The sequence below is a fragment of the Psychromonas arctica genome (genome assembly GCF_038155225.1).
Lineage (GTDB): Bacteria > Pseudomonadota > Gammaproteobacteria > Enterobacterales > Psychromonadaceae > Psychromonas > Psychromonas arctica_B.
In genome coordinates, this window is the sequence record NZ_JBAKBA010000027.1 from 1 (window position 1) to 24,854 (window position 24,854).

20 protein-coding genes are annotated in these 24,854 nt (G+C 36.6%); 14 read left to right on the top strand and 6 right to left on the bottom strand.

From position 1 onward, the window contains the following. The first annotated feature begins 272 nt into the window (after nucleotides 1-272). Genes modA through modC form a run of 3 tightly spaced genes read left to right on the top strand, consistent with a single transcriptional unit; the run spans nucleotide 273 to nucleotide 2,750 of the window. Entirely contained in the window at nucleotides 273-992 is a 720-nt protein-coding gene (gene modA / locus V6255_RS11870) for a molybdate ABC transporter substrate-binding protein (RefSeq protein ID WP_341628355.1), read from the top strand. After that, entirely contained in the window at nucleotides 992-1,678 is a 687-nt protein-coding gene (modB, locus tag V6255_RS11875) for a molybdate ABC transporter permease subunit (protein ID WP_298939965.1), read from the top strand. Before modA ends, modB begins: the two co-directional genes overlap by 1 nt. Next, the gene (modC, locus tag V6255_RS11880) at nucleotides 1,671-2,750 is read left to right on the top strand and encodes a molybdenum ABC transporter ATP-binding protein (protein ID WP_341628356.1); all 1,080 of its coding nucleotides are present in this window, start codon (nucleotides 1,671-1,673) and stop codon (nucleotides 2,748-2,750) included. The genes modB and modC overlap by 8 nt, the downstream gene beginning before the upstream one ends. A gap of 36 nt (nucleotides 2,751-2,786) precedes the next feature. Here the strand turns inward: modC and V6255_RS11885 are convergent, their stop codons facing one another. Next, nucleotides 2,787-3,665 carry a U32 family peptidase gene (locus V6255_RS11885; protein WP_341628357.1) on the bottom strand — a complete coding sequence of 293 codons (879 nt, stop codon included), beginning with the start codon at nucleotides 3,663-3,665 and terminating at the stop codon, nucleotides 2,787-2,789. Nucleotides 3,666-3,701: 36 nt separating this feature from the next. Beyond that, nucleotides 3,702-4,715 (bottom strand): ubiquinone anaerobic biosynthesis protein UbiU, encoded by a 1,014-nt coding sequence (ubiU, locus tag V6255_RS11890; protein ID WP_341628358.1) that lies wholly within the window; start codon nucleotides 4,713-4,715, stop codon nucleotides 3,702-3,704. A gap of 214 nt (nucleotides 4,716-4,929) precedes the next feature. Between ubiU and ubiT the strand changes: the two genes are divergently transcribed. Both ubiT and V6255_RS11900 read left to right on the top strand, forming a co-directional pair. Next, nucleotides 4,930-5,472: a ubiquinone anaerobic biosynthesis accessory factor UbiT gene (gene ubiT, locus V6255_RS11895; protein ID WP_341628359.1), complete on the top strand. Its 543-nt coding sequence runs from the start codon at nucleotides 4,930-4,932 to the stop codon at nucleotides 5,470-5,472. A gap of 96 nt (nucleotides 5,473-5,568) precedes the next feature. Beyond that, nucleotides 5,569-5,871: a YkgJ family cysteine cluster protein gene (locus V6255_RS11900; RefSeq protein ID WP_037048107.1), complete on the top strand. Its 303-nt coding sequence runs from the start codon at nucleotides 5,569-5,571 to the stop codon at nucleotides 5,869-5,871. 267 nt (nucleotides 5,872-6,138) lie between these two features. On the opposite strand, the gene epd is transcribed toward V6255_RS11900, so the two are convergent. Beyond that, a complete protein-coding gene (gene epd / locus V6255_RS11905; protein ID WP_341628360.1) occupies nucleotides 6,139-7,158 on the bottom strand; it encodes an erythrose-4-phosphate dehydrogenase in 1,020 nt (339 codons plus the stop codon). A gap of 491 nt (nucleotides 7,159-7,649) precedes the next feature. Between epd and V6255_RS11910 the strand changes: the two genes are divergently transcribed. Further along, the gene (locus tag V6255_RS11910) at nucleotides 7,650-9,230 is read left to right on the top strand and encodes a BCCT family transporter (RefSeq protein WP_341628361.1); all 1,581 of its coding nucleotides are present in this window, start codon (nucleotides 7,650-7,652) and stop codon (nucleotides 9,228-9,230) included. 847 nt (nucleotides 9,231-10,077) lie between these two features. On the opposite strand, the gene V6255_RS11915 is transcribed toward V6255_RS11910, so the two are convergent. Continuing rightward, nucleotides 10,078-10,794 carry a 3'-5' exonuclease gene (locus tag V6255_RS11915; protein ID WP_341628362.1) on the bottom strand — a complete coding sequence of 239 codons (717 nt, stop codon included), beginning with the start codon at nucleotides 10,792-10,794 and terminating at the stop codon, nucleotides 10,078-10,080. Nucleotides 10,795-10,802: 8 nt separating this feature from the next. Continuing rightward, nucleotides 10,803-12,680 carry a DUF294 nucleotidyltransferase-like domain-containing protein gene (locus tag V6255_RS11920; protein WP_341628363.1) on the bottom strand — a complete coding sequence of 626 codons (1,878 nt, stop codon included), beginning with the start codon at nucleotides 12,678-12,680 and terminating at the stop codon, nucleotides 10,803-10,805. Nucleotides 12,681-13,147: 467 nt separating this feature from the next. On the opposite strand from V6255_RS11920, the gene V6255_RS11925 reads away from it, so the two are divergent. The 5 genes from V6255_RS11925 (at nucleotide 13,148) to V6255_RS11950 (ending at nucleotide 20,383) form a co-directional block, all read left to right on the top strand. After that, nucleotides 13,148-14,332 carry an ABC transporter substrate-binding protein gene (locus tag V6255_RS11925; protein ID WP_341628364.1) on the top strand — a complete coding sequence of 395 codons (1,185 nt, stop codon included), beginning with the start codon at nucleotides 13,148-13,150 and terminating at the stop codon, nucleotides 14,330-14,332. A 45-nt stretch (nucleotides 14,333-14,377) separates the two neighbouring features. After that, nucleotides 14,378-15,247 carry a branched-chain amino acid ABC transporter permease gene (locus V6255_RS11930; protein WP_341628365.1) on the top strand — a complete coding sequence of 290 codons (870 nt, stop codon included), beginning with the start codon at nucleotides 14,378-14,380 and terminating at the stop codon, nucleotides 15,245-15,247. A 2-nt stretch (nucleotides 15,248-15,249) separates the two neighbouring features. Further along, entirely contained in the window at nucleotides 15,250-17,727 is a 2,478-nt protein-coding gene (locus tag V6255_RS11935; protein WP_425355926.1) for an ATP-binding cassette domain-containing protein, read from the top strand. Next, a complete protein-coding gene (locus tag V6255_RS11945) occupies nucleotides 17,727-18,971 on the top strand; it encodes an amidohydrolase family protein (RefSeq protein WP_341628366.1) in 1,245 nt (414 codons plus the stop codon). The genes V6255_RS11935 and V6255_RS11945 overlap by 1 nt, the downstream gene beginning before the upstream one ends. 707 nt (nucleotides 18,972-19,678) lie before the next feature. Further along, nucleotides 19,679-20,383 (top strand): GntR family transcriptional regulator, encoded by a 705-nt coding sequence (locus tag V6255_RS11950; protein WP_341628367.1) that lies wholly within the window; start codon nucleotides 19,679-19,681, stop codon nucleotides 20,381-20,383. Between the two features lie 342 nt (nucleotides 20,384-20,725). Here the strand turns inward: V6255_RS11950 and V6255_RS11955 are convergent, their stop codons facing one another. Then, complete coding sequence (locus V6255_RS11955; RefSeq protein WP_341628368.1) at nucleotides 20,726-21,130, bottom strand: hypothetical protein; 405 nt, start codon at nucleotides 21,128-21,130, stop codon at nucleotides 20,726-20,728. 873 nt (nucleotides 21,131-22,003) lie between these two features. On the opposite strand from V6255_RS11955, the gene V6255_RS11960 reads away from it, so the two are divergent. The 3 genes from V6255_RS11960 to V6255_RS11970 are packed head-to-tail and all read left to right on the top strand — an operon-like array spanning nucleotide 22,004 to nucleotide 24,844. Beyond that, on the top strand, nucleotides 22,004-23,008 hold the full coding sequence (locus V6255_RS11960; protein ID WP_341628369.1) for a TRAP transporter substrate-binding protein: 1,005 nt from the start codon (nucleotides 22,004-22,006) through the stop codon (nucleotides 23,006-23,008). Nucleotides 23,009-23,051: 43 nt separating this feature from the next. Continuing rightward, nucleotides 23,052-23,561 carry a TRAP transporter small permease gene (locus V6255_RS11965; protein ID WP_341628370.1) on the top strand — a complete coding sequence of 170 codons (510 nt, stop codon included), beginning with the start codon at nucleotides 23,052-23,054 and terminating at the stop codon, nucleotides 23,559-23,561. Next, complete coding sequence (locus V6255_RS11970) at nucleotides 23,561-24,844, top strand: TRAP transporter large permease subunit (protein WP_341628391.1); 1,284 nt, start codon at nucleotides 23,561-23,563, stop codon at nucleotides 24,842-24,844. The genes V6255_RS11965 and V6255_RS11970 overlap by 1 nt, the downstream gene beginning before the upstream one ends. Nucleotides 24,845-24,854: the final 10 nt, after the last annotated feature.

A 24,854-nucleotide genomic window follows, 5' to 3' on the forward strand; every position in this document is an offset into this window, starting at 1 on the left:
TAAGTTATTAAGTTATTAAGTTATTAAGTTATTAAGTTATTAAGTTATTAAGTTACATAGCTTAGTGGTGCATCCTAGTGGTGTCGTTTAGTTTTAAGTCTATCTAGTACCGAGAGGTATTTTGATTTTACGGTATTATTGACAGTATTATTGTTGCACTCGCTTTGTAGTATTAGTTTTATGTCGTTGATTATATTTACATTAAAATATAGTTTTCTTTATCTCTTTATTTCAACCGTTTTTAGGCATTGCCATAAAGGTTATTAACATTAATGAATAAGTACCTAAGCATTATTATTTTTATATTCACTGGTTTAGTCAGCCTCCAAAGTCATGCTGCTTTAAACGTTGCAGTCGCTAGCAACTTTAAATTATTAGCATTAGATATTGGAAAACAATTTTCTGATAAATACGCTATCGACGTTAATATCTCTAGCGCTTCAACAGGCACGTTGTACCAACAAATATTACGTGGCGCTCCTTTTGATCTATTTTTATCGGCGGATCAAAAGCATGTCGATCTATTAAAAGCAGAAAACAAAACAACACAACCAGACTTTATCTATGCACAGGGGCACTTAGTATTTTGGCAACCCAATGCTTTAAGTAATCCTACAATAGATGATTTTATGGCTTACACAGGCCGGCTCGCCATCGCAAATCCTAAGTTTGCTCCTTATGGTATTGCCGCACAACAATCGCTTGAATTCACCAATAAGTGGCAATCCCTTGAATATATCCAAGGTAATAACATCAACCAAGCCTATCAATTTGTAGAGTCTAAAAATGTTACAGCAGGGTTAGTATCGTATGCCGCGGTACTGCAAAAAAATCAGCCGCATTATTTATTAATACCCACTGCATGGCACCAACCATTAATACAATCAGGTATTGTGCTTAATGATAAAAAGTTAAAAGAAGCAAATTTGTTTCGTGATTTTTTACTGTCAACTGAAGTACAACAACAGATTAAATCTCAAGGTTATAATTAATGCTAAGCGCTGGAGATTACCAGGCAATTTGGTTAACCCTTAAGTTAGCGAGTTTGACTACGTTATTGCTGATGATCATTGCACCTCCATTGGCATGGTGGTTAGCGCGTAGCCAAACAAAAATACGTCCGCTAATAGAATCGCTTGTCGCCTTACCTTTAGTACTACCTCCCACTGTTTTAGGCTTTTATTTATTAATCGCTTTTTCTCCAGAACATTTTTTAGGCGAATGGTGGTTGAGTTTTAACGACACTTCATTGGCATTTTCATTTACTGGTTTAGTGATTGCTTCAGTGATCTACTCATTACCCTTTGTTGTCCAACCTTTGCAAAGTGCTTTTGTGCATTTAGACAAAAGCTATTTAGAAGTCAGTGCGACACTTGGTTATGGAAAGTATGAACGGTTATACAAAATAATATTTCCAATGTTATTACCTAGTTTTATTATTGCTGGTGCATTAGGTTTTGCACATACCATTGGCGAGTTTGGCGTGGTGTTAATGATTGGTGGTAACATTCCTGGGGAGACGCAAGTGTTATCTATCCTCTTGTTTGATCATGTTGAATCTTTACAATACAGCGCTGCACATCAACTCTCTTTCATCTTATTAGCTTTTTCGACCTCTTTGCTAGTGGTGATATATGGGTTCCTACAAAAGCGTCAACAGAGAGTGTTAAATGCTTAAATTTAATATTCAAAAATCCTTTAAAGGGCAAGACAAGCACAGTAAAGATTTACACTTTAAAGGTGAAGTTGACTTATCCGGTGTGTGTACCATTTTTGGCGATTCTGGCGCAGGTAAAACCACGTTATTACGTTGTTTAATAGGGTTAGAAAGCTGTACGGGTAATATTACCTTTCAAGGACAACAGTGGTTGGGATCTAATGGTAACAACAAGATCCATAAGTTAGCAGTGGAAGATCGGAACATCGGCGTTGTCTTTCAAGAACCCAGATTATTCCCGCATTTGAATGTACAACAAAACTTGGAATTGGCAGTACGAAAAGCAAAAAACAGCACGTTTACCATTCACCATTTAGCAGAAAAATTAGGTTTTTCAGATCTTTTATCACACCAAACAACTCAGTTGTCTGGTGGGCAAAAGCAACGAATTGCCATTGCTCGCGCGTTATTAACTAATCCTGCATTATTAGTAATGGATGAACCTCTTTCGTCATTAGATGTGACCAGTAAACGACTACTATTACCTTTTTTAAAGCAGGTAAGTGAACAAATTCCCATTCTTTATATTACTCATTCAGAGCATGAGCTGTTTTATCTTAGTAAACAGATGTTATTGGTTAATGATGGGCAAGTTGAAGCGATTGGTGAGCCACAGAAGCTATTTTTAGATAGTCATCTATCGTTGATAAAGTTTGCGCAACAAGGCTTAATTTTAACGGTATTAGTGAAAGAATATGATCAACAAGAAGCGTTGATTAAAGGGTGCTTAGACGGTCAAACATTGTATGTTTCTGCAGAACAAGCACCTACCACATCGCAAATACAAGTGAAAATAAACAGTCGCGATGTGATTGTTGCGCTCCAGCCTATTGAAGGGAGTTCGTTATTAAACTGCTTATCAGCGCAAATAGTCGACTATTCACAGGACAACCAAAAAGCAGTGGTATTAACCTTAAAAGTACAATCACAATGTATTTATGCTTACATTACATTGCGTTCATTTAATAAACTTAAACTCTCTGTTGGAAGTTATGTTTATGCCCATGTTAAAACCATGAGCATTATTAACTAATTAATCGTCCTTACATTAAATTAAATCAAATCAAACCTAACCTTGCAAAGAAAGGCCTGCAATTTGATGCCAATAGCCATTACATTGTAAATTATTGTGCTTAACGTATTGCTCTGCACCTAATATACGTTGTTTGAATTGTTGTAATGTCGTTAAGCTGTCAATTGAACTTGGGCTAACACGCGCCACGTCAACTAAACCTCTCATACTTTCAATATCATTGAGTAAGTTATAACAATAACCAGATTGAGTTTGTATGCCATTAAGTACAAATACTTGTTGGCCTTCTTGAGTACTCGTCGCTCTTCCCTGTGGGTATTTGATACAACAGAGTTCACAATCATCTTTGGCTTTATTTTCAGACCTCGCGGTAAAGCAACGGGCGGAATAGGCTAAAGGCAAATGACCATGTGCAAAAACTTCTACTTCGAATTGACCTCGTATGCCCATTTTTTCTGCATCTGTTAATGCTTTTTGTAACCAGTCTCGAGAAAGTTCGACAGGCATTACCCAACGATGCATACCTTTATTCACAAATAACTTAAGCGTATGAGCGTTATAACAATTGATGGCAGGGCCGCAAACAAAAGGCACTTTCTTTTCTGATAACAATTGAATGCCGCCAATATCATTGGCTTCTACGGACATCTCTCCATTTTCACAAAGTTGTTTTAATACTTTGATTTCTGATGGGGCTTCTAATAACGCCATGCTCGATAAAACAATCTCTTTGCCTTGATGGTTGAGCTCTTTAGCTAAATTTATCCAATCACGCGCTTTTAATTCACGGCGTTTACTACAGACCGTTTCGCCTAAATAAATAATATCAGCATCGCTGCTCATGGCTTGTTGATAAAAGTCTTCGGTTGTTTGTTTTGGCCAATAATATAATAAAGGCCCTAATGATAATTTCATATTTAATCCTAACTTTGATGCGTTAAAATAGAGCGACTATTGCCAATCGCGATGATAAGCACCTAAGGTTGTTTGGCTACCTTCAGATACATTGGCTAAAACAGCATTCCAGTCAGCTTCTACTTTATAATCCGCTGGTGATTGTTTGTAGTTATCAATGGCCGCACGCCATACCTTAGTAATTTGCTCAACATAAGCAGGGCTGCGTTGACGACCTTCAATTTTGACTGATTTGACGTTCGCCATAAATAATTCAGGCAATATCGATAAGGTATTCAAACTGGTGGGTTCTTCAAGCGCGTGGTAAAGGATCTTCTCTTCATTATCAATGCTATCCACGGTAAATTTACCTTTACATAAAGTAGGGTAGCCAGCCTTTTCGTCTGCTTGATAACGATCGATTAAAATATCATTGAGACGAGACTCCAGGCCTTTCTCTGTTTCTTGCCAACGAACATATTTAGCAGGCGAACAAGCGCCAACCGTATTGGGTGACTCACCCGTAAAGTAAGAGGACAAATAACAACGGCCTTCAGCCATAATACATAGGCTACCAAAAGCGAAGACTTCTAAGTCGATAGACGTATTACGCGCTAATTGCTTTACCTGATGAAGCGACAAAACCCGAGGCAATACCACACGCTTTACATTAAAGTTTTGTTGATAAAAATCGATGGCAGCAGTGTTTGTTGCTGAAGCCTGAACCGATAAATGTAATTCTAAATCAGGGTACTTGTTAGCCGCATAATCAAGTGTCGCAATATCGGCAATAATGGCGGCATTCGCTCCTAAATCTACACATTTATCAACGGCATTAAACCAACGCTTTTCTTCGCCTGGGTGAGCGAATGTATTAATGGCTACGTGTAAATGTTTATTGTGATCACGTATATATTGAGCACCTTTTGCGAGTTTTTTATCGTTAAAGTTTAACCCTGCAAAATGGCGTGCGTTAGTATCATCTTTTAACCCCACGTAGACAGCGTCTGCACCACAATCAATGGCGGTCTTTAATGCGGGTAAACTGCCTGCTGGACATAATAATTCCATACAATAACTCCATTTTTATTAATATCGTTATTGTAAAAAGTTATTTTAATTGTTTATTGATGTAGGGCATGCAACTTACATTCATCATGATATTTTCAAAAAATAAGTGTCAATAATAGAGCGTATGTTGATTTAAACTAAGTTGTGGTTTTTACGAGCGTTTATAATTTGTTTCTTATTTTAAAAAATGATCATTGAAAGGAATATTATGCTGATGCCATTACGTAACAAACTATTACAAAAGCTGGTGGTCATTACACCTCAATTATTAGCGGTACCCAGTCAATTTATTCCATTTAGCGTGCAACAAAAATGTTTGCTCTCAATCATTAATCATATTTTTAAAGAAGCGATTGAAGACGATGATTTAGCTTTTTTAGAGGGGAAATGGTTGAAAGTGACGGTGACTGATTTGAAGTTAACATGGTTCATCAGTTTTGATGACAATATTATCGTTAAAGATAAAGCAGAACAGACCGATGTGTCATTCAGTGCGACGCTTAATGATCTTATTTTAGTTGCTGGCCGCAAAGAAGATCCCGATACGTTATTTTTTCAACGTCGTTTAAAAATACAAGGTGATACGGAACTAGGATTAGAAGTTAAAAACCTATTGGATAACATTGAATTTGAACAATTATCGCCATTCATTGAAAAAATGATCGTGACCTTGTCTGATTTGATTAAAACAGGAGTGTCGATACCAGCTTCGCCTAATACTAATCCAGATACTAATGTGCTTAACATTAAAATTTGAAAGTAAAAATAAACTGTTGATCACAACAAGGTATCTTTTAAAGGCATAGCGCTATAGGCTTAGCACTTTACATTTTAATAACTACATTGTGGATGAATGACTGACTCTAACCCTATAGCAATAAAAGAAGTAAATAGCCCTGATTTAACCTGTGCTAAATGTAATGCTGCGTGCTGCCAATTAGAGGTCATGCTAATCACAGATACCGGTGTGCCTGATCAATATATCGAACATGATCAGTGGGGCGGAGAAACGATGAAACGTTTAGATGATGGATGGTGTATCTGTGTTGACCGAGATACAAAGCTCTGCACTATCTATGAAAACAGACCTTGGGTATGCCGAATATTTGAAATGGGTTCTTACGAATGTAGCGTTGAATTTGTGGCGGCTAAATAAAGGTGTTTTAAAGAGACGTTTATTGAATGGCTGAAATAATAAATTCATCACTATCAAGTATTTGACTGCAGAATAAAGCTTTAATGCTGAATAGAAGAATAGAAGAATAGAAGAATAGAAGAATAGAAGAATAGAAGAATAGAAAGCATTGAGTGTTGAATAAGAGTTAAACGTGTATTAATAACACTATCAATTTATGCAGTTTAGGATTTTTGATTTATTAATCAACCCTAAGCTGCACCAACGTCATAACGATGAATCTGAAACTTACTGCTCTGATAATGTCTTTAAGTGTAAACAAGTATCTAATAAACGATTAGCAAAACCCCATTCATTATCACACCACACTAATAGTTTAACTAAGTTACCATCGCTCACACGTGTTTGAGTACCATCAATAATACAAGAGCGTGGGTCATGATTAAAATCCACTGACACTAATGGCGCTTCCGTGTAACCCAAAATACCTTTTAATTCACCTTCTGCCATCTGTTTTAAACATTGGTTTATATCAGCAATTGAAACACTTTTATCGACCGTAATACTCAAGTCCATCGCCGTGACATTAATGGTGGGAACACGTACGGCAATTGCTTCAAACTTATTAGCAAACTTAGGTAAAATTCGCTCTATACCTGCTGCTAATTTTGTATCAACAGGGATAATTGATTGGCTAGCTGCTCGCGTTCTACGTAAGTCATGGTGATAAGAGTCAATCACGGGTTGGTCATTCATTGCCGAATGAATAGTGGTAATAGTGCCGCACTTAATACTGAAAGCCTCATCTAAAATAGCAATCACAGGAACAATGCAATTAGTTGTGCAAGATGCCCCAGAAATATATTGCTCTTTACCCGTTAATTGTTGGTGGTTAACACCATAAACAACTGTGGCATCAACATCTTGATCAGCAGGGTGTGAAAAGATAACTTTCTTAGCACCCGCTAACAAATGTGCATCGGCATCCGCTTTTGAACCATAGATACCGGTACAATCAATAACGATATCAATATCTAATGCTTTCCAAGGTAATTCATTAATGTCTTTAAACGTTAATAATTGAATAGGGTGCTGTTCAATTATCAGTAAGTCATGGCTTTGTGTGACTTCGAAAGGAAAGCGCCCATGCGTTGAATCATATTGAGTTAGGTGACAAATCGCCTCGGGTGTCGCTAATTCATTGATCGCGATTATATCAATTTGTGTTTGATGATGACCTTCAAATAGTGCTCGTACCACACTACGTCCAATACGCCCATAACCATTTATTGCAATTCGAAGTGCCATTAACATTCCACATAAAAAAGGTAAAAAAGCATTGTAATGCCAAAACCATTAATTATCTATCATTTCCCTTAGTGTTGAGAAGGTTGTTTGTATTAATAAGGATGTCTAATTAAGCAACAAGAACAATGAGTTATCGTTATCTTTTTTAGTTACAAATTTTTTGATAAAACAGTTAAAGAAGCAGGCCTTGTTAGCAGGTTCAAGACGTTTTTTATGTGTAATCTTTAAAGTTGACATCACCGTATACAAGAGGTTAGACAAAAGAATGAATTAAGGATAGATGCTGGAATATAGATGACAATCTATTGTTATTTTTATTACCTTCTAATGGTCAGTTTTAGACCAATTTCAGAAAAATATGAGCTAATTGATAATGTACCACTGAAATGTAACATTGATTTTGCTATTATGTTTCACCGACATATGTTTGTTATTATGCATTCGGTCAAATGGATTAATAATGAAGAGCGGTATGCTCTAAATGAGGATTAATGAGTTTAAATAAAGATAAGTACAGTATAGATAACACCGATTACACTGTAGGTCAGGATAATGTTCAAAAATGGGGATTTGATGTTCACAATCCTGTTTTTGGATTTAGTGCAGGTTTCATTGCACTGTTTTTAATTGCAATCATGTTAGTTGATCCTGAAGTTTCAAAAGCAGCATTAGACGGGTTAAAGTGGCAAATTATTGGTATGTTTGATGGACTATTTATGTGGTCTGCTAATATATTTGTTATTTTCTGTTTAGCGTTAGTGGTGTCTCCATTTGGTAAAATTCGCCTTGGTGGTGATGATGCTAAAAGCGACTACTCAACCATGTCATGGATAGCAATGTTATTTGCTGCTGGTATGGGTATTGGTCTTATGTTTTGGGGGGTTGCAGAACCTGTTGCATATTTCACTGGTTGGTATGAAACACCATTGAACGTAACACCGAATACACCAGAAGCGGCTAAGCTAGCGTTAGGCGCAACCATGTTCCATTGGGGTTTACACCCTTGGGCAATTTACGGTGTTGTTGCATTATCATTAGCTTTCTTTGCTTATAACAAAGGTTTACCGCTTTCAATGCGTTCTGTGTTCTATCCTATTTTAGGCGATCGCACATGGGGTTGGCCTGGTCATGTTGTTGATATCTTTGCGGTTATTGCAACCTTGTTTGGGCTTGCAACGTCTTTAGGTTTAGGCGCTCAACAAGCTGCAAGTGGTTTCCATCATGTATTTGGCATTGACGATGGTTTATTAACACAAATTATCATTATTGTTGTTGTCACGCTATTAGCTGTTGTTTCTGTAGTACGTGGAATTGATGGTGGTGTTAAAGTCATCAGTAACATTAATATGTTATTAGCGATTGTATTGGTTGTTTTTGTTGCATTAGTGACAATGGCTGTTTCAATGGGCACTATTCCGACAACAGTGATGGGTTATATAGAGAATATTATCCCGTTAAGTAACCCAATTGGTCGTGAAGATGAAGCGTGGATGCACGGTTGGACTGTGTTCTATTGGGCTTGGTGGATTTCATGGTCTCCATTCGTAGGTATGTTCATTGCTCGCGTTTCACGTGGTCGTACGGTACGTGAATTCCTTATCGCTGTATTAATTATTCCAACGATTGTAACCATTCTTTGGATGTCAGTGTTCGGTGGTGTCGCGATTGATCAAATCATTAATAACGTTGGTGAGTTAGGTGCAAACGGTTTAACTGAAGTACCGCTTGCGATGTTCCAAATGTTTGATCAATTACCATTTGGTAACATTCTTTCACTATTGGCTGTGGTCTTAGTATTGGTATTCTTTATTACCTCTTCTGACTCTGGCTCACTCGTTATCGATAGTATTACTGCTGGTGGTAAAGTTGATGCACCAGTTCCACAACGTATTTTCTGGGCATTAATAGAAGGCGCTATCGCAATTGCATTGCTTTGGGTCGGCGGAACAAACGCGATTCAAGCATTACAAGCGGGTGCTATCTCAACGGCATTACCATTCACTATTATTCTGTTAATAATGTGTGTGAGCTTGCTGATGGGTATGCGTACTGAAAAACATAATAAAGGCTAGTTTGACTGCTACTAGTTTCACTATTATTAGTTTAATAGGTAGCTTTCATTATTAGTTTGCAACAATAGTTTGACTATTCGTTGTATTAAAGCGGAATCATTAAAAGTGATTCCGCTTTTTTTATGGGGTTTGTATTAGTAAGACTGAGTCAATGGGATGTATAGAACACCCCAATTCAGTATAAGCAAAACGATACAACACCACTATTTCCACAGATTTCTGCGTTAAATTACCTAACAATACTCAATAACCCGTTATTGATTCAATAATTCACCTCGAACTACGCAAAACTAACGGCACTGAGTAGTAAAAAATATAACGTTAGGATTTTAAATATAATGCCGCTTTCATTAACCAGAATTGAGGTTATACCGATTACATTAAATAAGTGATCTAAATTTTGCGCAGGAAAAATGAGTTAGTTCAAGGCGAAAATTGAGCTAAATGGTTGTTCCCTTTACGAAATTTACAACGAAGAAATAAGTTATTTTAACAAGTAAAATAGATAATTTAATTAGTGTGATTGGTATTAGATATTAAACTTAATGGATATATTAAAGCTAATGCGATTGAAAAAAGTATCATTTAAAAAGTGCGATTAAAATAGTTCGATTAATAAAAAGGAGGGGGGTAAATTCAATAGAGGGATTTAGTGCTGCAAAGACATGAGGCTAAACGCTGGTGCAACTGTGTGTCGTTTTATAGATGTGGTGTTTATATAAGTGGCATTTTATAGATATTGACTATGGCTACACTTCTTCCTATTTATCTTTGATTCATTTGCTTTAAAGTATGACCTCATCGTCGCTCACGATGAGGAAATACTCATTTCAATGTTGTTTAAAGCTTATAACCATAAGTTCTTAATGGGTGTTTCAGGGCTGTAATAGTAACTCACTTGCGCTTGTAATAACTCTGCTGTCGCAATAGCATCGGTTAATGCATCATGTGGTTGATACCCTGGTAAATTATAACGGAGACGACTATTTCCTAGACGAATGGAGCCAGGTTTCTTACCCTTTAACCAATTAAAAAAGCCTTGTATTTGTTTATTCTGAATTTCTGCTTCAATTTGCATTGTATCAACGACGGGGAAGATAATGCCTTCATTAATTAAAGCACGTAAATTTAAATCTAAAAAATCACGTTCGATATTACGATAATGTACCACCACAACCTTACCGGTTAATTCATCAAGTAATTGGTTTAAAATACGTCGTAAATCTGGTGCACCTTTCAAATCAGAATGAGTAATACCATGGATAATCACTGATTCTTCCTCAAGATTATCCTGTGGATTTACATACCATTTTTTGGCTCGACTGCAAAAAATTCTGTCTAAAGTAAAAGGCACTAAACCAATGCTAATAATACTATTTTGTTTAGGATCTAAACCTGTTGTTTCAAAATCTAAAGCAACAAATTCTACGTCTTTTAATAGAGTATCATCATGATAAGTACCTGCTTTATAAAAGGTCTTAAGTCGTGAATCTTTACAATGTTGTGCTTGTAATTGTAAATAAGCATGCCAATTTAAGATTTTTTTATTAGTGAAATTATGCATCTATAACCTTAAAACTTGTTTGCGGTGTAACGATATTTTAAAAAGTTTTGAGCATTGCTTAATACTAAAAATGCGTCCTTAAGATTACGTCGTTCAAGGTCAGACATACTTTCTGGTTCAATATTATTATCAGGCTCAATCTCTGATTCAACATCCAATGATTGGTGGCGTAAACGCACTAAAGAGATGAGCTCCATTGCATGCCTTAAATCTGCACCTTTAGACTTAGGTAATATGCCAGCTTCAATAATATCCTCTAATCGATCAAAGGAGTTTTGAGATTGAGAGCCAATCGCTAAAGCATGAACACGGATAAGATCCGCAAGTGGGGCGGTACCACGACGTTTTAGATTAATAGAATTGTTATGTCGACCATCATTCTCCATTACAAAATCTTTAAAGAAGCCTAATGGTGGTTTTCTATTTAGCGCGTTACGTGCCATACATGCTAAAAAGCGATTATTCTTTTTTGCACGACGTAATATAAAGGCATTAAGTTGTTCAGCCCATTTAACTCGGCCGTATACACCGGTTAAATCAAAGAATATATTACAATTTAACAATGCTTTAGGATTAGGGTTATCAATCCAATCGGTGAAGCAGGTTTCCCACTGTATTTGCGTTTTACGGTATTCTGGATTCGTCGCCATAATTTCGCCTGTACAATAAACATAACCACAGGCATCTAAACCATCACATACAAAATGAGAGAGCTTTTCAAAGTACTCACCATGTAACTTTTCATCATAACTATTATCTAAAATGAGCCCATTATCTTGGTCTGTTACTAATAGTTGCTCATCACGTGCCATTGAACCGAGTGCTAAAAAGCAATAAGGAATAGGCGGTGGGCCAAACTTCTCTTCTGCTAATTCTAATAAACGTTGTTTAAAGCTGCGTCCAATCTCAGACATCGCTCGTCCTACCATATGAGAGTTAGCATCTTCATTGACCATTCGTACAAAACAATCTTTTAATTGTATCGACAATTGGGCTAGGTCTTCTGTGCTTTGTTGTTGAAAAATACTGCTTACAAACAACAAGCTATTTTGAGATTCATAACGAATAATGTCAGAGACTTCAATTAAACCAATTGGTCGCTTATTTTTCATAATCGGTAAATGGTGTACGTTATGGCGTAACATCAACAACATCGCTTCAAAGATATAAGCATTATGATCTAATGACATTAACTCAGTAGACATCACTTCAGATACCGGTGTTTCAACACTTAAACCCGATGCAATCACTTTTGCACAAAGGTCATGTTCGGTAATTAAACCAACAAAGCTAAAGCCTTCTTCTTCATCAATACTCGTATCTTTAATCAACGCTGCTGAGTGGCTTTCTTCCGCCATGATTTTTGCAACAGATTGAATACTGCTGTCGCTAGGTAATATTAGTGGTTCCCTAGTCAATAATGTTTTAACTTTAGAGGTTGTTAGTGCGTTGGCATTATCACTTTTATTTTCTACTGCTTGTTTCAGTCGGGTGCTATCTTCTGCTTCTACAAAGTCAGCAAAATTTTCAAAGCGATCACATAAATCGTAAAATACCGATCCAGGAATACAATATAAGAGCGTATCTTTGGTAGTTTTTGCAGGGAAACGAACTTTATTACTGGTTAATAAGCCCATTTGTCCAAATAATTTACCTTGATCTAAACGATTATAAAGGCTGCCATTTCGTCTATAAATTTCAACTACACCACTACGAATCATATACAGCTCATTAATATCATCTTTAAAGTCAATAATATTAGTGTCAGAACGGTAATAAGATATTTCAACACTACGTACAACATCTATTAATGCTTCTTCAGGAAGTTCATCAAAAGGGGCGTATTGGCTGATAAAATCTTGGATTTCTAATAGTTCAATTTCCATGAGGAGCTCGATATATAGGTGGGTAGATAATGATCTGATATTACACAAATTCTATTGACTATGTTAGTCGAGAATTAATAAATGTAGTCATTTTATCAGCTGTTCAGTACATAATTTAATAGCAAAAATGTTATGTATAAAATCAATGTATTTGTTACTTGTATTTTACTCTCTAAATTTATAATCGTCTAAATAAAGCTGCTTTTTAATCTTTGAATTTAAATTTCCAATCATTTATTTAATGTCACTATTCATACTCATAACCAGCAATAAATGAACAATTAAAGTGCGCTTTTTAACCTCTTTGCCCTTTTGTAGTGCGTTACGCTGATGACAAAGCCAGTGAAACTGCGGGTATGAGGTTGGCATTGTTATTGCTAGCTATTAACCTGTAATTGCTAGCAATAGTTTGTTTTTAGCTAGCAATGTTGGTTTTGTCATTAGCAATGAAAGGGAAGAGGTAATTTATGAATTTATCAATCATTAATAAAGCGTTAAAAAAAGGATTTTATATCAGCATTTATAGTGTCTTCACTATGGGAGCCGTCACTGTTCAGGCTGTTGAGCCTATTAAAGTTGGTTTAGTGGCTGCTTTATCAGGCCAATCTGCTAAGTCAGGAGAAGCCATTACGCGTGGTCTTACTATTGCGATAGATGAAATTAATGAAGCTGGTGGAGTGCTGGGTCGTCCAATAGAGTTAGTACGACGTGATGATGAGAGTAATCCATCTAAAGGCTTGTTAGCATCAAGAGAATTGATTCAAAGGGAGAAAGTCTCGGTATTATTTGGCGGATTAGATACTCCCGTTTCATTGGCAATTGTACCGGTAATTAACCAATTAAAAATACCGTTCATGGGTGTGTGGGCTGCGGGTACTCCTATTACAAAAAATGGTGCAAAAGATAATTATGCCTTTCGTGTTTCTGCGGTAGATGAAGTTGTTGATGAGGCTTTAGTTCAATATGGCGTTGATAAGTATGCGATGAAAAAGCCAGGCATGATTTTAATTAATAATCCTTGGGGTGAGTCAAATGAAAAAGGGTTAAAACAAGCACTATCATCACGTGGTATTGAATACACAGGAATTGAAAGAATTGAGTCAAGCGATCTGGATGTTATTCCGCAATTAAGCCGATTAAAAGAAAAAGGGACAGATACATTATTTATGGTCGCTAATGTTGCCCCTTCTGCACAAGTTGTTAAATCACTTGCAAGAATGGACTGGGATGTTCCCGTTGTTTCACATTGGGGACCCGCTGGAGGCCGTTTTGGTGAATTAGCTGGGCCAACGGCAGATCGCGTGCATTTTATTCAAACCTTTACTTTTACTGATACACAAAGTGGTAAAAGTGGTGAAATATTTAAAAAATTACAAGTTAAGTTTCCTGAAATTAAATCTATAGCTGATGTAACGCCTGCGGTTGGTATCGCTAATGCTTATGATGCGATGCATTTAACGGCTTTAGCCATTGAAAAAGCTGGAAGTACTAAAGGTAAAGATATTCGTAACGGATATTATGCTATTGGCGAATATGACGGCTTGATTAAAAACTATAACAAACCTTTTGATAAATATCAGCATGACGCGATTGGTGCAAATGATTATCTATTTACACATTTTGTAGATAACCAAATAGTACCAGTTAAGTAATTTTATAAATCAGCAGGGACGCTATTTATATATTTAGGAGAAGTTATGTTATCAGCCGCTATTATCACAGGCTTAGGGCTAGGCAGCATGTATGCCCTGTTAGCTTTAGGTTTTCATATAACCTATATCGTTAGTAAAACCGTTAATTTTGCTCAAGGTAGTGCAATGATGGTTGGTGCTGTTGTGGCATACACTTTTTGTATTACATGGGGCTTCCCATACTGGGTTGCCTTTTTTATCACACTTATTATTTGCGCTATTTATGGACTCGCTATTGAACGATTTTTAGTTCGCCCTTTTGCGAGTAAAGGCTCTGAAGCTTGGTTAATGGCGACGGTAGCGGGTGGAATATTAGTGGATAATTTGGCATTGTTTTCATTTGGTAAAGAGCCTCGTCAATTTGTCAGTGAATTTGCCAGTTTAAATGTAGATATCTTCAACGGTAATATCTCTGCACTACAAATCATTATTCCACTAGTTGGTGTCGCTATTACGGTTTCTTTAGTGTTAGTCGGTAAATACACTCGTCTTGGTAAAGTGTTACAAGCATGTGTGCAAAATCCCCAGTCAGCACAATTAATGGGCATCAATGTGAGCCGTGTAGTGGCGATTAGCTTTGCCATTTCAACGGTATTTGCAGCGATTGCCGGTATCTTAATCGCGCCTTTATTCGCAGTACATTCAGACATGGGAACCTTGTTTGGATTAAAAGCATTTGCAGTTGCAATACTCGGTGGTATTGCTAGCGCATACGGTGTGTTTATGGCGGGATTAATATTTGGGTTACTTGAGGCAATTGTGACTATTTATTTTGGTTCAGCGTTTACTCAAATTATAACTTTTACATTGGTCATTGTCGCACTGGCAATAAAACCAAATGGATTATTTGGTAAGAATCAGGAGGTCAAAGTATGAATATGGCCAACAGCAGATCGCTAGCATTTCTTGGGCTACTCACTCTCATAAACTTTACGTTATGTTTTCTTTTAGATAGTTATTCATTACTTGTTTTTACTCTCTGTGTATTAACCGCGTTGGTTGGCATTGGGCTTAACATTCTAATGGGCTTGAGCGGACAAATCAGCTTTGGGCATATCGCTTTTTATGCCATTGGTGCCTATGTTAGCGCGTTATTATTGATGAATAGTGTGCCCTTTATATTAGCCATACTGATGGCTGCATTTTGCTGTGGTTTAGTCGGGGCTCTCCTGGCGATACCTGCTATGCGAGTTAGTGGCCCTTATTTAGCCATGATTACTATTGCGTTTGCCTTTGTTGTGCATCATGGACTGATTGAATGGCGTGATTTAACGGGTGGTGGTAATGGTTTAATGGGTATTCCAATGCCTATGCTCGGTGAAATGGATCCTAACCAATTATTAGCCATCATCGCTACCTTTGCATTGAGTATTTGTTTAGTTATTTATGCTTACCTTTATAACAGTGGGTGGGGTAAAGCAATGAGATCAGTGAAAGCAAGTCCTATTGCGGCAGGGTCGTTGGGTTTCAATCCTGTTCAAACTAAAACATTAGCATTTGCATTATCAGCTTGTTTCGCAGGGTTAGCGGGTTCAATTGTACCTCCACTGATGATGTTCATTAGCCCTAGTACGTTTCCATTCTCTCAATCAATTTTATTTGTATTGGTGGTTATTATTGGTGGAACCAGCACCTTATGGGGGCCAATTTTAGGGGCAATAATTGTTGTTCTACTTCCAGAGGTATTATCGCCGTTAGCTGAGTATCGATTATTGATCTTTGCTGTATTGTTATTAATTGTTTTATGGGGAGCTCCAAGAGGTATTTTGGGAGAAATAGAAAGGAAGTTCGCACGTTATAAAAAAGAATTACCGCCAAAATCAGTTAACAGACATTTAATCGGACAATTTTATGACCGAGCGGGTAACGGCCTAAAAGCCTTAAAAGTGGAAAACATTGGTATTCAGTTTGGTGGCGTTAAAGCGGCTCAAAATGTCAGTTTTGAAGCTGAACTCGGGAAAGTGACCAGCATTATTGGCCCTAATGGCGCAGGTAAAACCACAGTATTAAACATGATCAGTGGGTTTTATAAACCAAATCAAGGAAGTATCGAACTATTTGAACAATTGGCAGGTAAAAGTGCATATCAAGTCGCACGTTGTGGCGTTGCAAGAACATATCAAACAAGTCAATTATTTGATGATATGTCGGTATTAGAAAACTTATTATCGGCAATGCAAAAAGGTCAACTAGGACATCCATTCTTTTCAAGTAAACCTGGTCAGAAAGAACTGGCTTTGAACCTATTATCACTGGTGGGTTACAAAGGAGGGATACATACGCCGACTCAAGACTTACCCCACGTGGATCGTCGTATTGTTGAAATTGCAAGATCATTAGCAACGTGCCCTTGGGTTTTACTATTAGATGAACCAGCAGCAGGCTTAAGCCGTCAAGATACAGATAAATTGTCTACGTTATTAAAGACTATAGCTAGCTTTGGTATCGCCGTGATACTTGTGGAGCATGATATGCAATTAGTGATGAATGTGAGTGATAAAATTCTAGTGTTAGATGCAGGTAAATCCATTGCCATGGGAGAGCCTAGTGATATTCGACAAAATGAAAAAGTGATCGCAGCTTATTTAGGTGGAACAAGCTATCAAGCAAGCCCAAGACAGAAGGCTTGGAAAGCAAAAAGACAAGCAGTCTTATTTACTAAAAATTTAACCATAGATTATGGCGCTGCACCGGTTGTTGAAGGCGTGAACATTGAAGTTAATCCAGGTGAACTTGTTGCAATATTAGGCGCTAATGGGGCAGGTAAAAGTAGTATTTTACAAGCTTTAGCTGGCTTAAAACGACCTATTCAAGGAAGCATTGGATTACATGATGAATACATACAAGATCTTAATGCTAACGATATTGCTAAAAAAGGATTGGCATTAGTTCCTGAGGGGCGGCAGTTATTTGGTGAATTGTCGGTTAAAGATAACTTATTGATTGGTGCATATTCAAGGTCTGATCAAGTCGATGAAGAACAAGAATTAAACGATATCTTGACTCGTTTTCCTAGACTCAACGACCGAATTGATAGTCCCGCTGGTCTTCTTTCCGGTGGAGAGCAACAAATGGTGGCTGTAGGTCGAGCATTAATGGCAAAGCCAAGCATATTATTACTTGATGAACCTTCATTAGGATTATCGCCAGCGATGATTGGCGAATTATATGATGCCTTGGCAGACTTACGAGATGACGGTGTAACTATTCTATTAGTTGATCAAATGGCAAATTTAGCGTTACAAGTTGCAGACAGAGCTTACGTGTTAGAAACAGGTCAAGTAGTGAAATCGGGCACAGCAGAGCAGTTGTTATCCGATCCTAAGTTAGAAGAAGCTTATATGGGGGTGAATTAATGATTATCGATACTATCATTATTAATTGTTTGCTTGAGGGCAAAGAAGAATTAAGTTGTGTATTTATTGAAAAGGGTAAATTTGTAAAATTTTTAGACCAAAGCAGTTTATTATCGTCGCAATTAAACAATGTTAAAGTCATTGATGCCAAAGGGTTGTTGATGTTACCTCCTTTAGTAGAGACTCATGTACATTTAGATAAAGCCTGTATATTTTCTCGTTGTGAGTTACATCAAGGCACGTTATCTGAAGCCATCGAACAGACAACCAATGCAAAAGCCAATTTTAGTTATGACGACGTTTATAACCGAGGAAAGAAAGTCATAGAAAAAGCAATCAAACAAGGGACAAGTTACATGCGAACCCATGTAGAAATTGACCCTGTTATTGGTTTAACTGGTTTTCGAGCTATTCAGCAGTTAAAAAAAGATTATGCTTGGGGGATAACGTTATCATTATGCGTATTCCCTCAAGAAGGGTTACATAACAACGCGGGGACCTATGAGTTATTAGAACAGGCCTTGCAATTGGGGGCCGATTTGTTGGGAGGATGCCCTTATACTGACAGCTTGCCGGAAAAACAAATTGAAACACTTTTTGAACTCGCTGTTAAATATGACGTAGATTTAGACTTTCATTTAGATTTCGATCTCGATATTCGCCACATGTTATTACCCCATGTAATAGAAATGACGATAAAACATCATTATCAGCAACGAGTGACTGTGGGCCATGTTACAAAACTATCTACATTACCAATGGACCAATTAATAATTATTGCGGAAAGAATGTCTTCAGCTGGCGTTCATTTAACGGCTTTGCCAAGTACTGATTTGTTTCTTATGGGACGGGAATTTGACCATAATATTCCAAGAGGTGTCGCGCCATTAATGCCGTTAAGTAACGCAGGGGTAATTTGCTCTATTTCAAGTAATAATATCGAAAATCCATTTACCCCTTATGGTGATTGTTCACAAGTAAGGCAAGCTAATTTATTTGCAAACATTGCGCAGCTAGCGACTAAAAAAGAATTAGTACAATGCTTAGATTGGGTTTCTTCTGATTCTGCTAAATTAATGGGAATTGAGCATTATGGCATTGCGCTTAATATGTCTGCGGATGCTGTTTTTTTCCCCGTTAGTGATCGTGCTGAAATAATTGCGACCATTCAATCTCCGAGTTTAGGTATTAAAAATGGAAAGGTTACCTTTTCACGTAATGATGCAACTATTTATCCACCTTAAAAGGCCGTCATTTATTGCTAGTATCAGAATATGAACATGTTGTTACTTTTTATTGAATGTTGAAAACAGAGTTGTTTTATGAGCTAACGAACTTGGGGCAAAATGTGAAACAAACATATTAGTTGCTAGAAAGCGTCGATTTATCCTGTTACCAATCCATATAAATTTTTCAGTTGCTAATTCGGACATCAAGATAAGACGTGACACGATTATAATGGCTAGTTCTTATCAAATGTTACAACCCAGTAGTGGCAATATAGCCTTCGAATTAGCGACCGGCAGAGCAAGTTATGAGGCAACTTCCTTCATTGTTATAAAGTCTCGATTTAACCTGTTAGATATTTACCTTTATGTCTCGAATTTGTTTACCTCACGACTTGCTGATTTTCACATCTTGATAGGTGATGTGTATATATCTGACATAGAGGTAAATTACCTAAAATGATTGGAGTGACTTATTGGGCTAACTGTTTTTTGACTTTAAATTTACTATTCTATTTTTTGATGCTTAAACGTCCCAGTTATGATGTATTTGGCTAGCAAGGCGTAATCATTGTTGTTTATAATAGTGAATACTGTAATACCATGAAATATAATCATTTTAATCTCTATTTTAGTGATATTACTTTTGATTTCATTAACCACATTGCAGTATTATATTTTATAGCGCTAGCAATATAGCTAGGTATTGAGGATGTATTAATAAAATGACAAAAACAGCAACTAAAGCATCGACTAACAAACAGCAAGAAATACAACGAATTATTAGTAAGCTTTCTAAAGCAGTTGCTCAACATAAATTAAAACCAGGTCAACGTTTAGTGGAAGCTCAAATAGTTGAAGCTTTAAATGCTAACCGAAATCATGTTCAATCAGCACTACAGCGATTAGCACTTCAACATATTGTGACTATCGAACCTAACAGAGGGTCGTTTGTTGCTCAGCCAAGCGCACAAGAAGCTAGAGAAATATTTGCAGCAAGACGCGTTGTTGAACGTGGGATTATAGAAAATATTACTCAACAAACCATACAAGATAACTGGCCAAAAATTGAACTGCATATGGAAAGCGAGCAACAAGTTACTCAAGGGAATGATCGACGAGCGATTGTTAGCACCTTGAGCCATTACCATAAGTTATTAGCTGAAATGTGCGGTAATACTGTATTAAAAGAAATGTTTGAAAATCTAATGGTACGCAGTTCGCTTATTGTTGCCTTGTATCAACATAACGATGTTCCTTCTTGTCAACATAATGAACATCAAGATATTATTGATGCCCTAAAAGAAGGAAATCAAGCATTAGCAGCAAAAGTCATGCTAAAACATTTACAACATTTAGAGTCTGAATTAGTGCTAGACAATACACAAAGTACTGCGACTGACTTAGTCATGGCCTTAAAAGAGTTATAATACCAATCACAATAAACAGCTTAGCTATTTAACTGGTTAAAACAGCCCACTTGCTCGTTGTAAATATCGTAAAGGGAACAGCCAGTAAAGAATTAACCTCTTTTGGTTAATTCTTTGAAAGGATCAATTTACGCTTTGAATTGAACTGTTTTTCCAGCGCAAAATTTAGGTAACATATTTAATGTAATCGGTATAACGACTAACTAATCCAGCAACGATTGAATTTTTTTAAAAAAAAACAGACGCTTACGTTTATATTACTCGTTGAATGTAAGCGTAAGTTATCTAAATATTTTAATCGTTATAACCAACAATAACGATAGTTCATTGGCCATTTAATTTTCACTCAGCTTCTCGATTTATTGCTGGTGTTAGAATCCATTCAGCACTGTCATTAAGCACATCCATTTTTGTTATTTTACCCTGACGAACTTCAAAGCGATCAGTGTAACGATTACCATTAAATGGAGTACCATCTTGCCATTGACCATATAAAAAACCTATTGAATAAACCACACAATGATCTTCCTTTTGCATTGCATCATATTGTTTTATAGATTTTTTAACCCATTCATAACGACTTTTATTAAACGCTGTTATTTGTTGTGCATTAGCCATTTCACGGCGACCTGTAAAGATGATTTTTACATCATCGTCCATGTAGGTTGCAGCAAGTTCAGGGTTAGGTTCCATTGAAGCTTCAAGGAACTTACTTACAAGGTCGATTGCTTTCTCTAACTCAGTCATTTTAATTCCTTTTAAGGTTATTTGAATATTACTATGTCTTATACCAAAAGAATTAATAAGGAGATCATTCTTGCTGGTTAAAATTACCCCTAACTGCGTTGTGAGTTTTGAAGTGAGAACAACTATCTCCTGCAACTCACGCCTTATTAGTGTTAATTTTTCCTGCGCAATAACTGATCACTTATTTAATTCCATTGGTATTATCGGTCATCTAATATGGTACATAAAGAAGTGTTTTCAATTAATGTTAACAGGATTGCTAGCAATTGCAATCTGATAGCTAGCTATTTTTAAGTGAGGTAAAATTCAATTTTTTGTGTCGTATTTTTTCTTCTAATGTCTCAATAGTTAACCGTTTTTTTTATTAATCATTCAGTTTTTATCTACTTAACCTTAATTCTGGTTAATGAAATCGGAATGACATTTAAAATCATGAGGTACTATTTTTTACTAATCAGTGTCGTTAGTTTTGCGTAGCTCAAGGTGCTTTGTTCAGTCGTTAGCTTGGACTTCAAATCGAGACGCAATTGACGTCCTAGTCCTTATCGAAGGTTGCAACACACAGTTGCTTTTCAAGCTAACGGGTATATACAATTTAATGATGCTCTTATTGCTAAAATAAAAGTTTAAGTATTATCTACACTAAATTGGATTTACCTGAATTCAACTATTCAACTATTCAACTATTCAACTATTCAACTATTAAATAATGCACCAATAAAGCACATTTTTATGAAAAAGCACTAGCTTGGTTAGTTTTGAATTTGTTGATTTATATTAAAGCTATGATTTTATTGTATTTTTTATTTGGCATTTAAATTGCTCTTGTATACAACAGAACAGTTAATATTATTTACAAGGATGAGGCATCAAATGAAAAAGACATTTAAATTTACACTTACCACACTCGCTATTTCATTATCAGCATTAAGTTTTAATGCTTATTCAACAACGGTGATTAAAGTTCATAGCGATACTACTGAAGATAGTGCGCAACAGGAAGGTTTAGAGCGCTTTAAAGAGCTTGTTGAAACACGTTCTAATGGTGAATATGACGTTACAATTTATCCTAATAATGCATTAGGAAATGACGTTGAAGTTGCACAACAAATGCAATTTGGTGCCGTTCAAGCGGCACCAATTCCTACTGCTAAGCTTAGTGGTTTTAATAAAGATTTACAGTTAATCGATATGCCATTTCTTTTTCCAAATAGAGAGGTAGCTTACCAATTTTTAGATGGTGACATCGGTCAAGAGGTACTTTCTGGTTTACGTAAATCAGGATTTGAGGCAGCTATGTTTTGGGAGAGTGGTTTCAAACAATTGACATGTAATAGTCCAATCGATAATCCTAAAGATCTTCAAGGTAAAAAAGTAAGAGTAATGGAAAGCCCGTTGCTTATTTCTCAATATAAAGCACTTGGCTCAAATCCTGTCCCTATTGCATTTAGTGAAACATATACTGCATTACAACAAGGAGTTGTAGAGTGTCAAGAAAACCCATTAGTGTCTATATCACAAATGAAGTTTTATGAAGTACAAAAGAATCTAATGATGACTAACCATGGTTACTTAGGAACTGCATTTGTATTTAGTAAAATGTGGTTTGATAGCCAATCCGCTGAACATCAAGCACTTCTTCTACAAGCTGCTCGTGAAGCAGGTAAATATCAACGAGAGCGTTCAATCACAAGAGAAGATGTTTATTTAAGTGGTATTAAAGCCGCAGGAAGCACGAAGGTAACGACATTAAGCGAAGCACAATTAGATGAATTCCAAGCAGCTATGTCGCCTGTTTATAAAGAGTTTGGTAATAAGTTGAGTAAAGGTCTTTTAGAACGCTCGCAAGCTGAACTTAAGAAGTTATCAAGCCTGTAAATTAGTTTTAACATCCCGAGGAATACCTCGGGCGGAGTTTTCTATGTGGAATAAAATAAGTCAACTGTTAGCTTTTTTTGAGAATACGATTGTTGGTGTTCTTATTATGTATTCTGCGCTTATGCTTTTTACTCAGATTATAGCTAGAGCAGTCTTTAATTACTCATTTAGCTGGGCTGAAGAAAGTGTTCGTTATGCGATCATTTGGATGGTGTTCATGGCCAGCAGTATTGCCTTTCGACAAAACGCTCACATTAGTATTGATGTGCTCAAACAGATTTTGCCAAAATCAATGTTAAAACCATTTCAAGCTGCAATTTGCACTATATGTTTAATGACAACAATGTTATTGGCATGGTTTGGTTGGGAGCTAGCATCAAGAATGATGATGTTTGGACAAGTTTCTTCTGCTATGGAAGCTCCAATGTATATATTTTATTTATCAATACCTATTAGCTCTATATTTATGTCGATAAGAATTAGCGAGTCATTTGTTTCTTTATTCAGCAAAACCAATAAAGACACTAATATTGCTTTTGAGGAGGTTTCTTGATGGGAGCGGGTTTCTTTACTTTAACATCAGGTTTATTAATATTTGGCTTACCAATATTTGTAGTTTTATTATTAACAGTGTTTATCGGGCTTTATTCTGGGAGTTCTACTTCATTAATGCTTATTATCCAGAGAATGTTTTCTGGGTTAGATAGTTTCCCATTAATGGCTATTCCGTTGTTTATCTTAGCTGGGAATTTAATGAGTACAAGCGGGCTATCTGCAAGAATTTTAAAAGTTGCGATGTTATGTGTTGGGCCTTTTCGTGGTGGCTTAGCGATGACAACGGTTACTGGTTCAATGTTCTTTGGGGCAATATCCGGATCGAGCCCTGCGACTGTTGTCTCGGTAGGTCGCCTCATTTTACCTTCAATGATAAAAGAAGGATATGACAGGCAATTCAGTGTTGGGTTATTAATGGCTACAGGCTCACTTGGGATTATTATTCCACCCAGCATTTTTATGATTGTGTATGGCGCAATGGCTGGAGTATCTATTGGCGCACTATTCATGGCTGGTATTGGAGCAGGGGTTGTTTATGGTGCTGTATTTTTAACTTATTGTTATTATCGCGCTTGCCGTGCAGGTATGAAACCTCAACCTTTCCCGCCAGTTATAGAATTAGTTCAAGCGGTAAAAGACGCTATATGGGGTTTAGCTATTCCCGTTATTATTCTTGGCGGTATATATAGTGGATTATTTACACCTACTGAAGCTGCCGCAGTTTCTGTCATTTACTCTGCTTTTGTAGGGCTTTTCATTCATCGAGATCTAACGCTAAAAAGTATTTGGAAAGTGTGTATAGAAAGTTCGGTTATTACTGCACAAGTGATGGTCATTGTATCGGCTGCAGCAGCTTTCTCTTGGTATTTAACAACTTCTAACCTGACAGGCTCTTTATCTGAAATGCTATCGCAATTGAGTGATAATAAATTACTGCTATTACTCGTTATTAACGTAATAGTGCTGATTGCTGGTATGTTTTTAGATCCAAATTCAATTGTTATTATTTTGGTACCACTTATAATTTACGTCGCACAAGCTGCAGGTATCGACTTAATTCATCTTGGCGTTATTTTATGTGTAAACTGCGCAATTGGTATGTTTACTCCGCCGTTTGGTATGAATTTGTTTGTTGCAAGTAGTTTAGATAATGTGACTTATGGTGAAGCTGTTAGAGGAGCGCTCCCGCTTGTTTGGCTTGCTTTAATTGTATTAATAATAATCAATGTATTTCCAAGTATTAGCTTATGGCTACCAAGCGTTGCACTACCTAATATTTAAATTTGATACT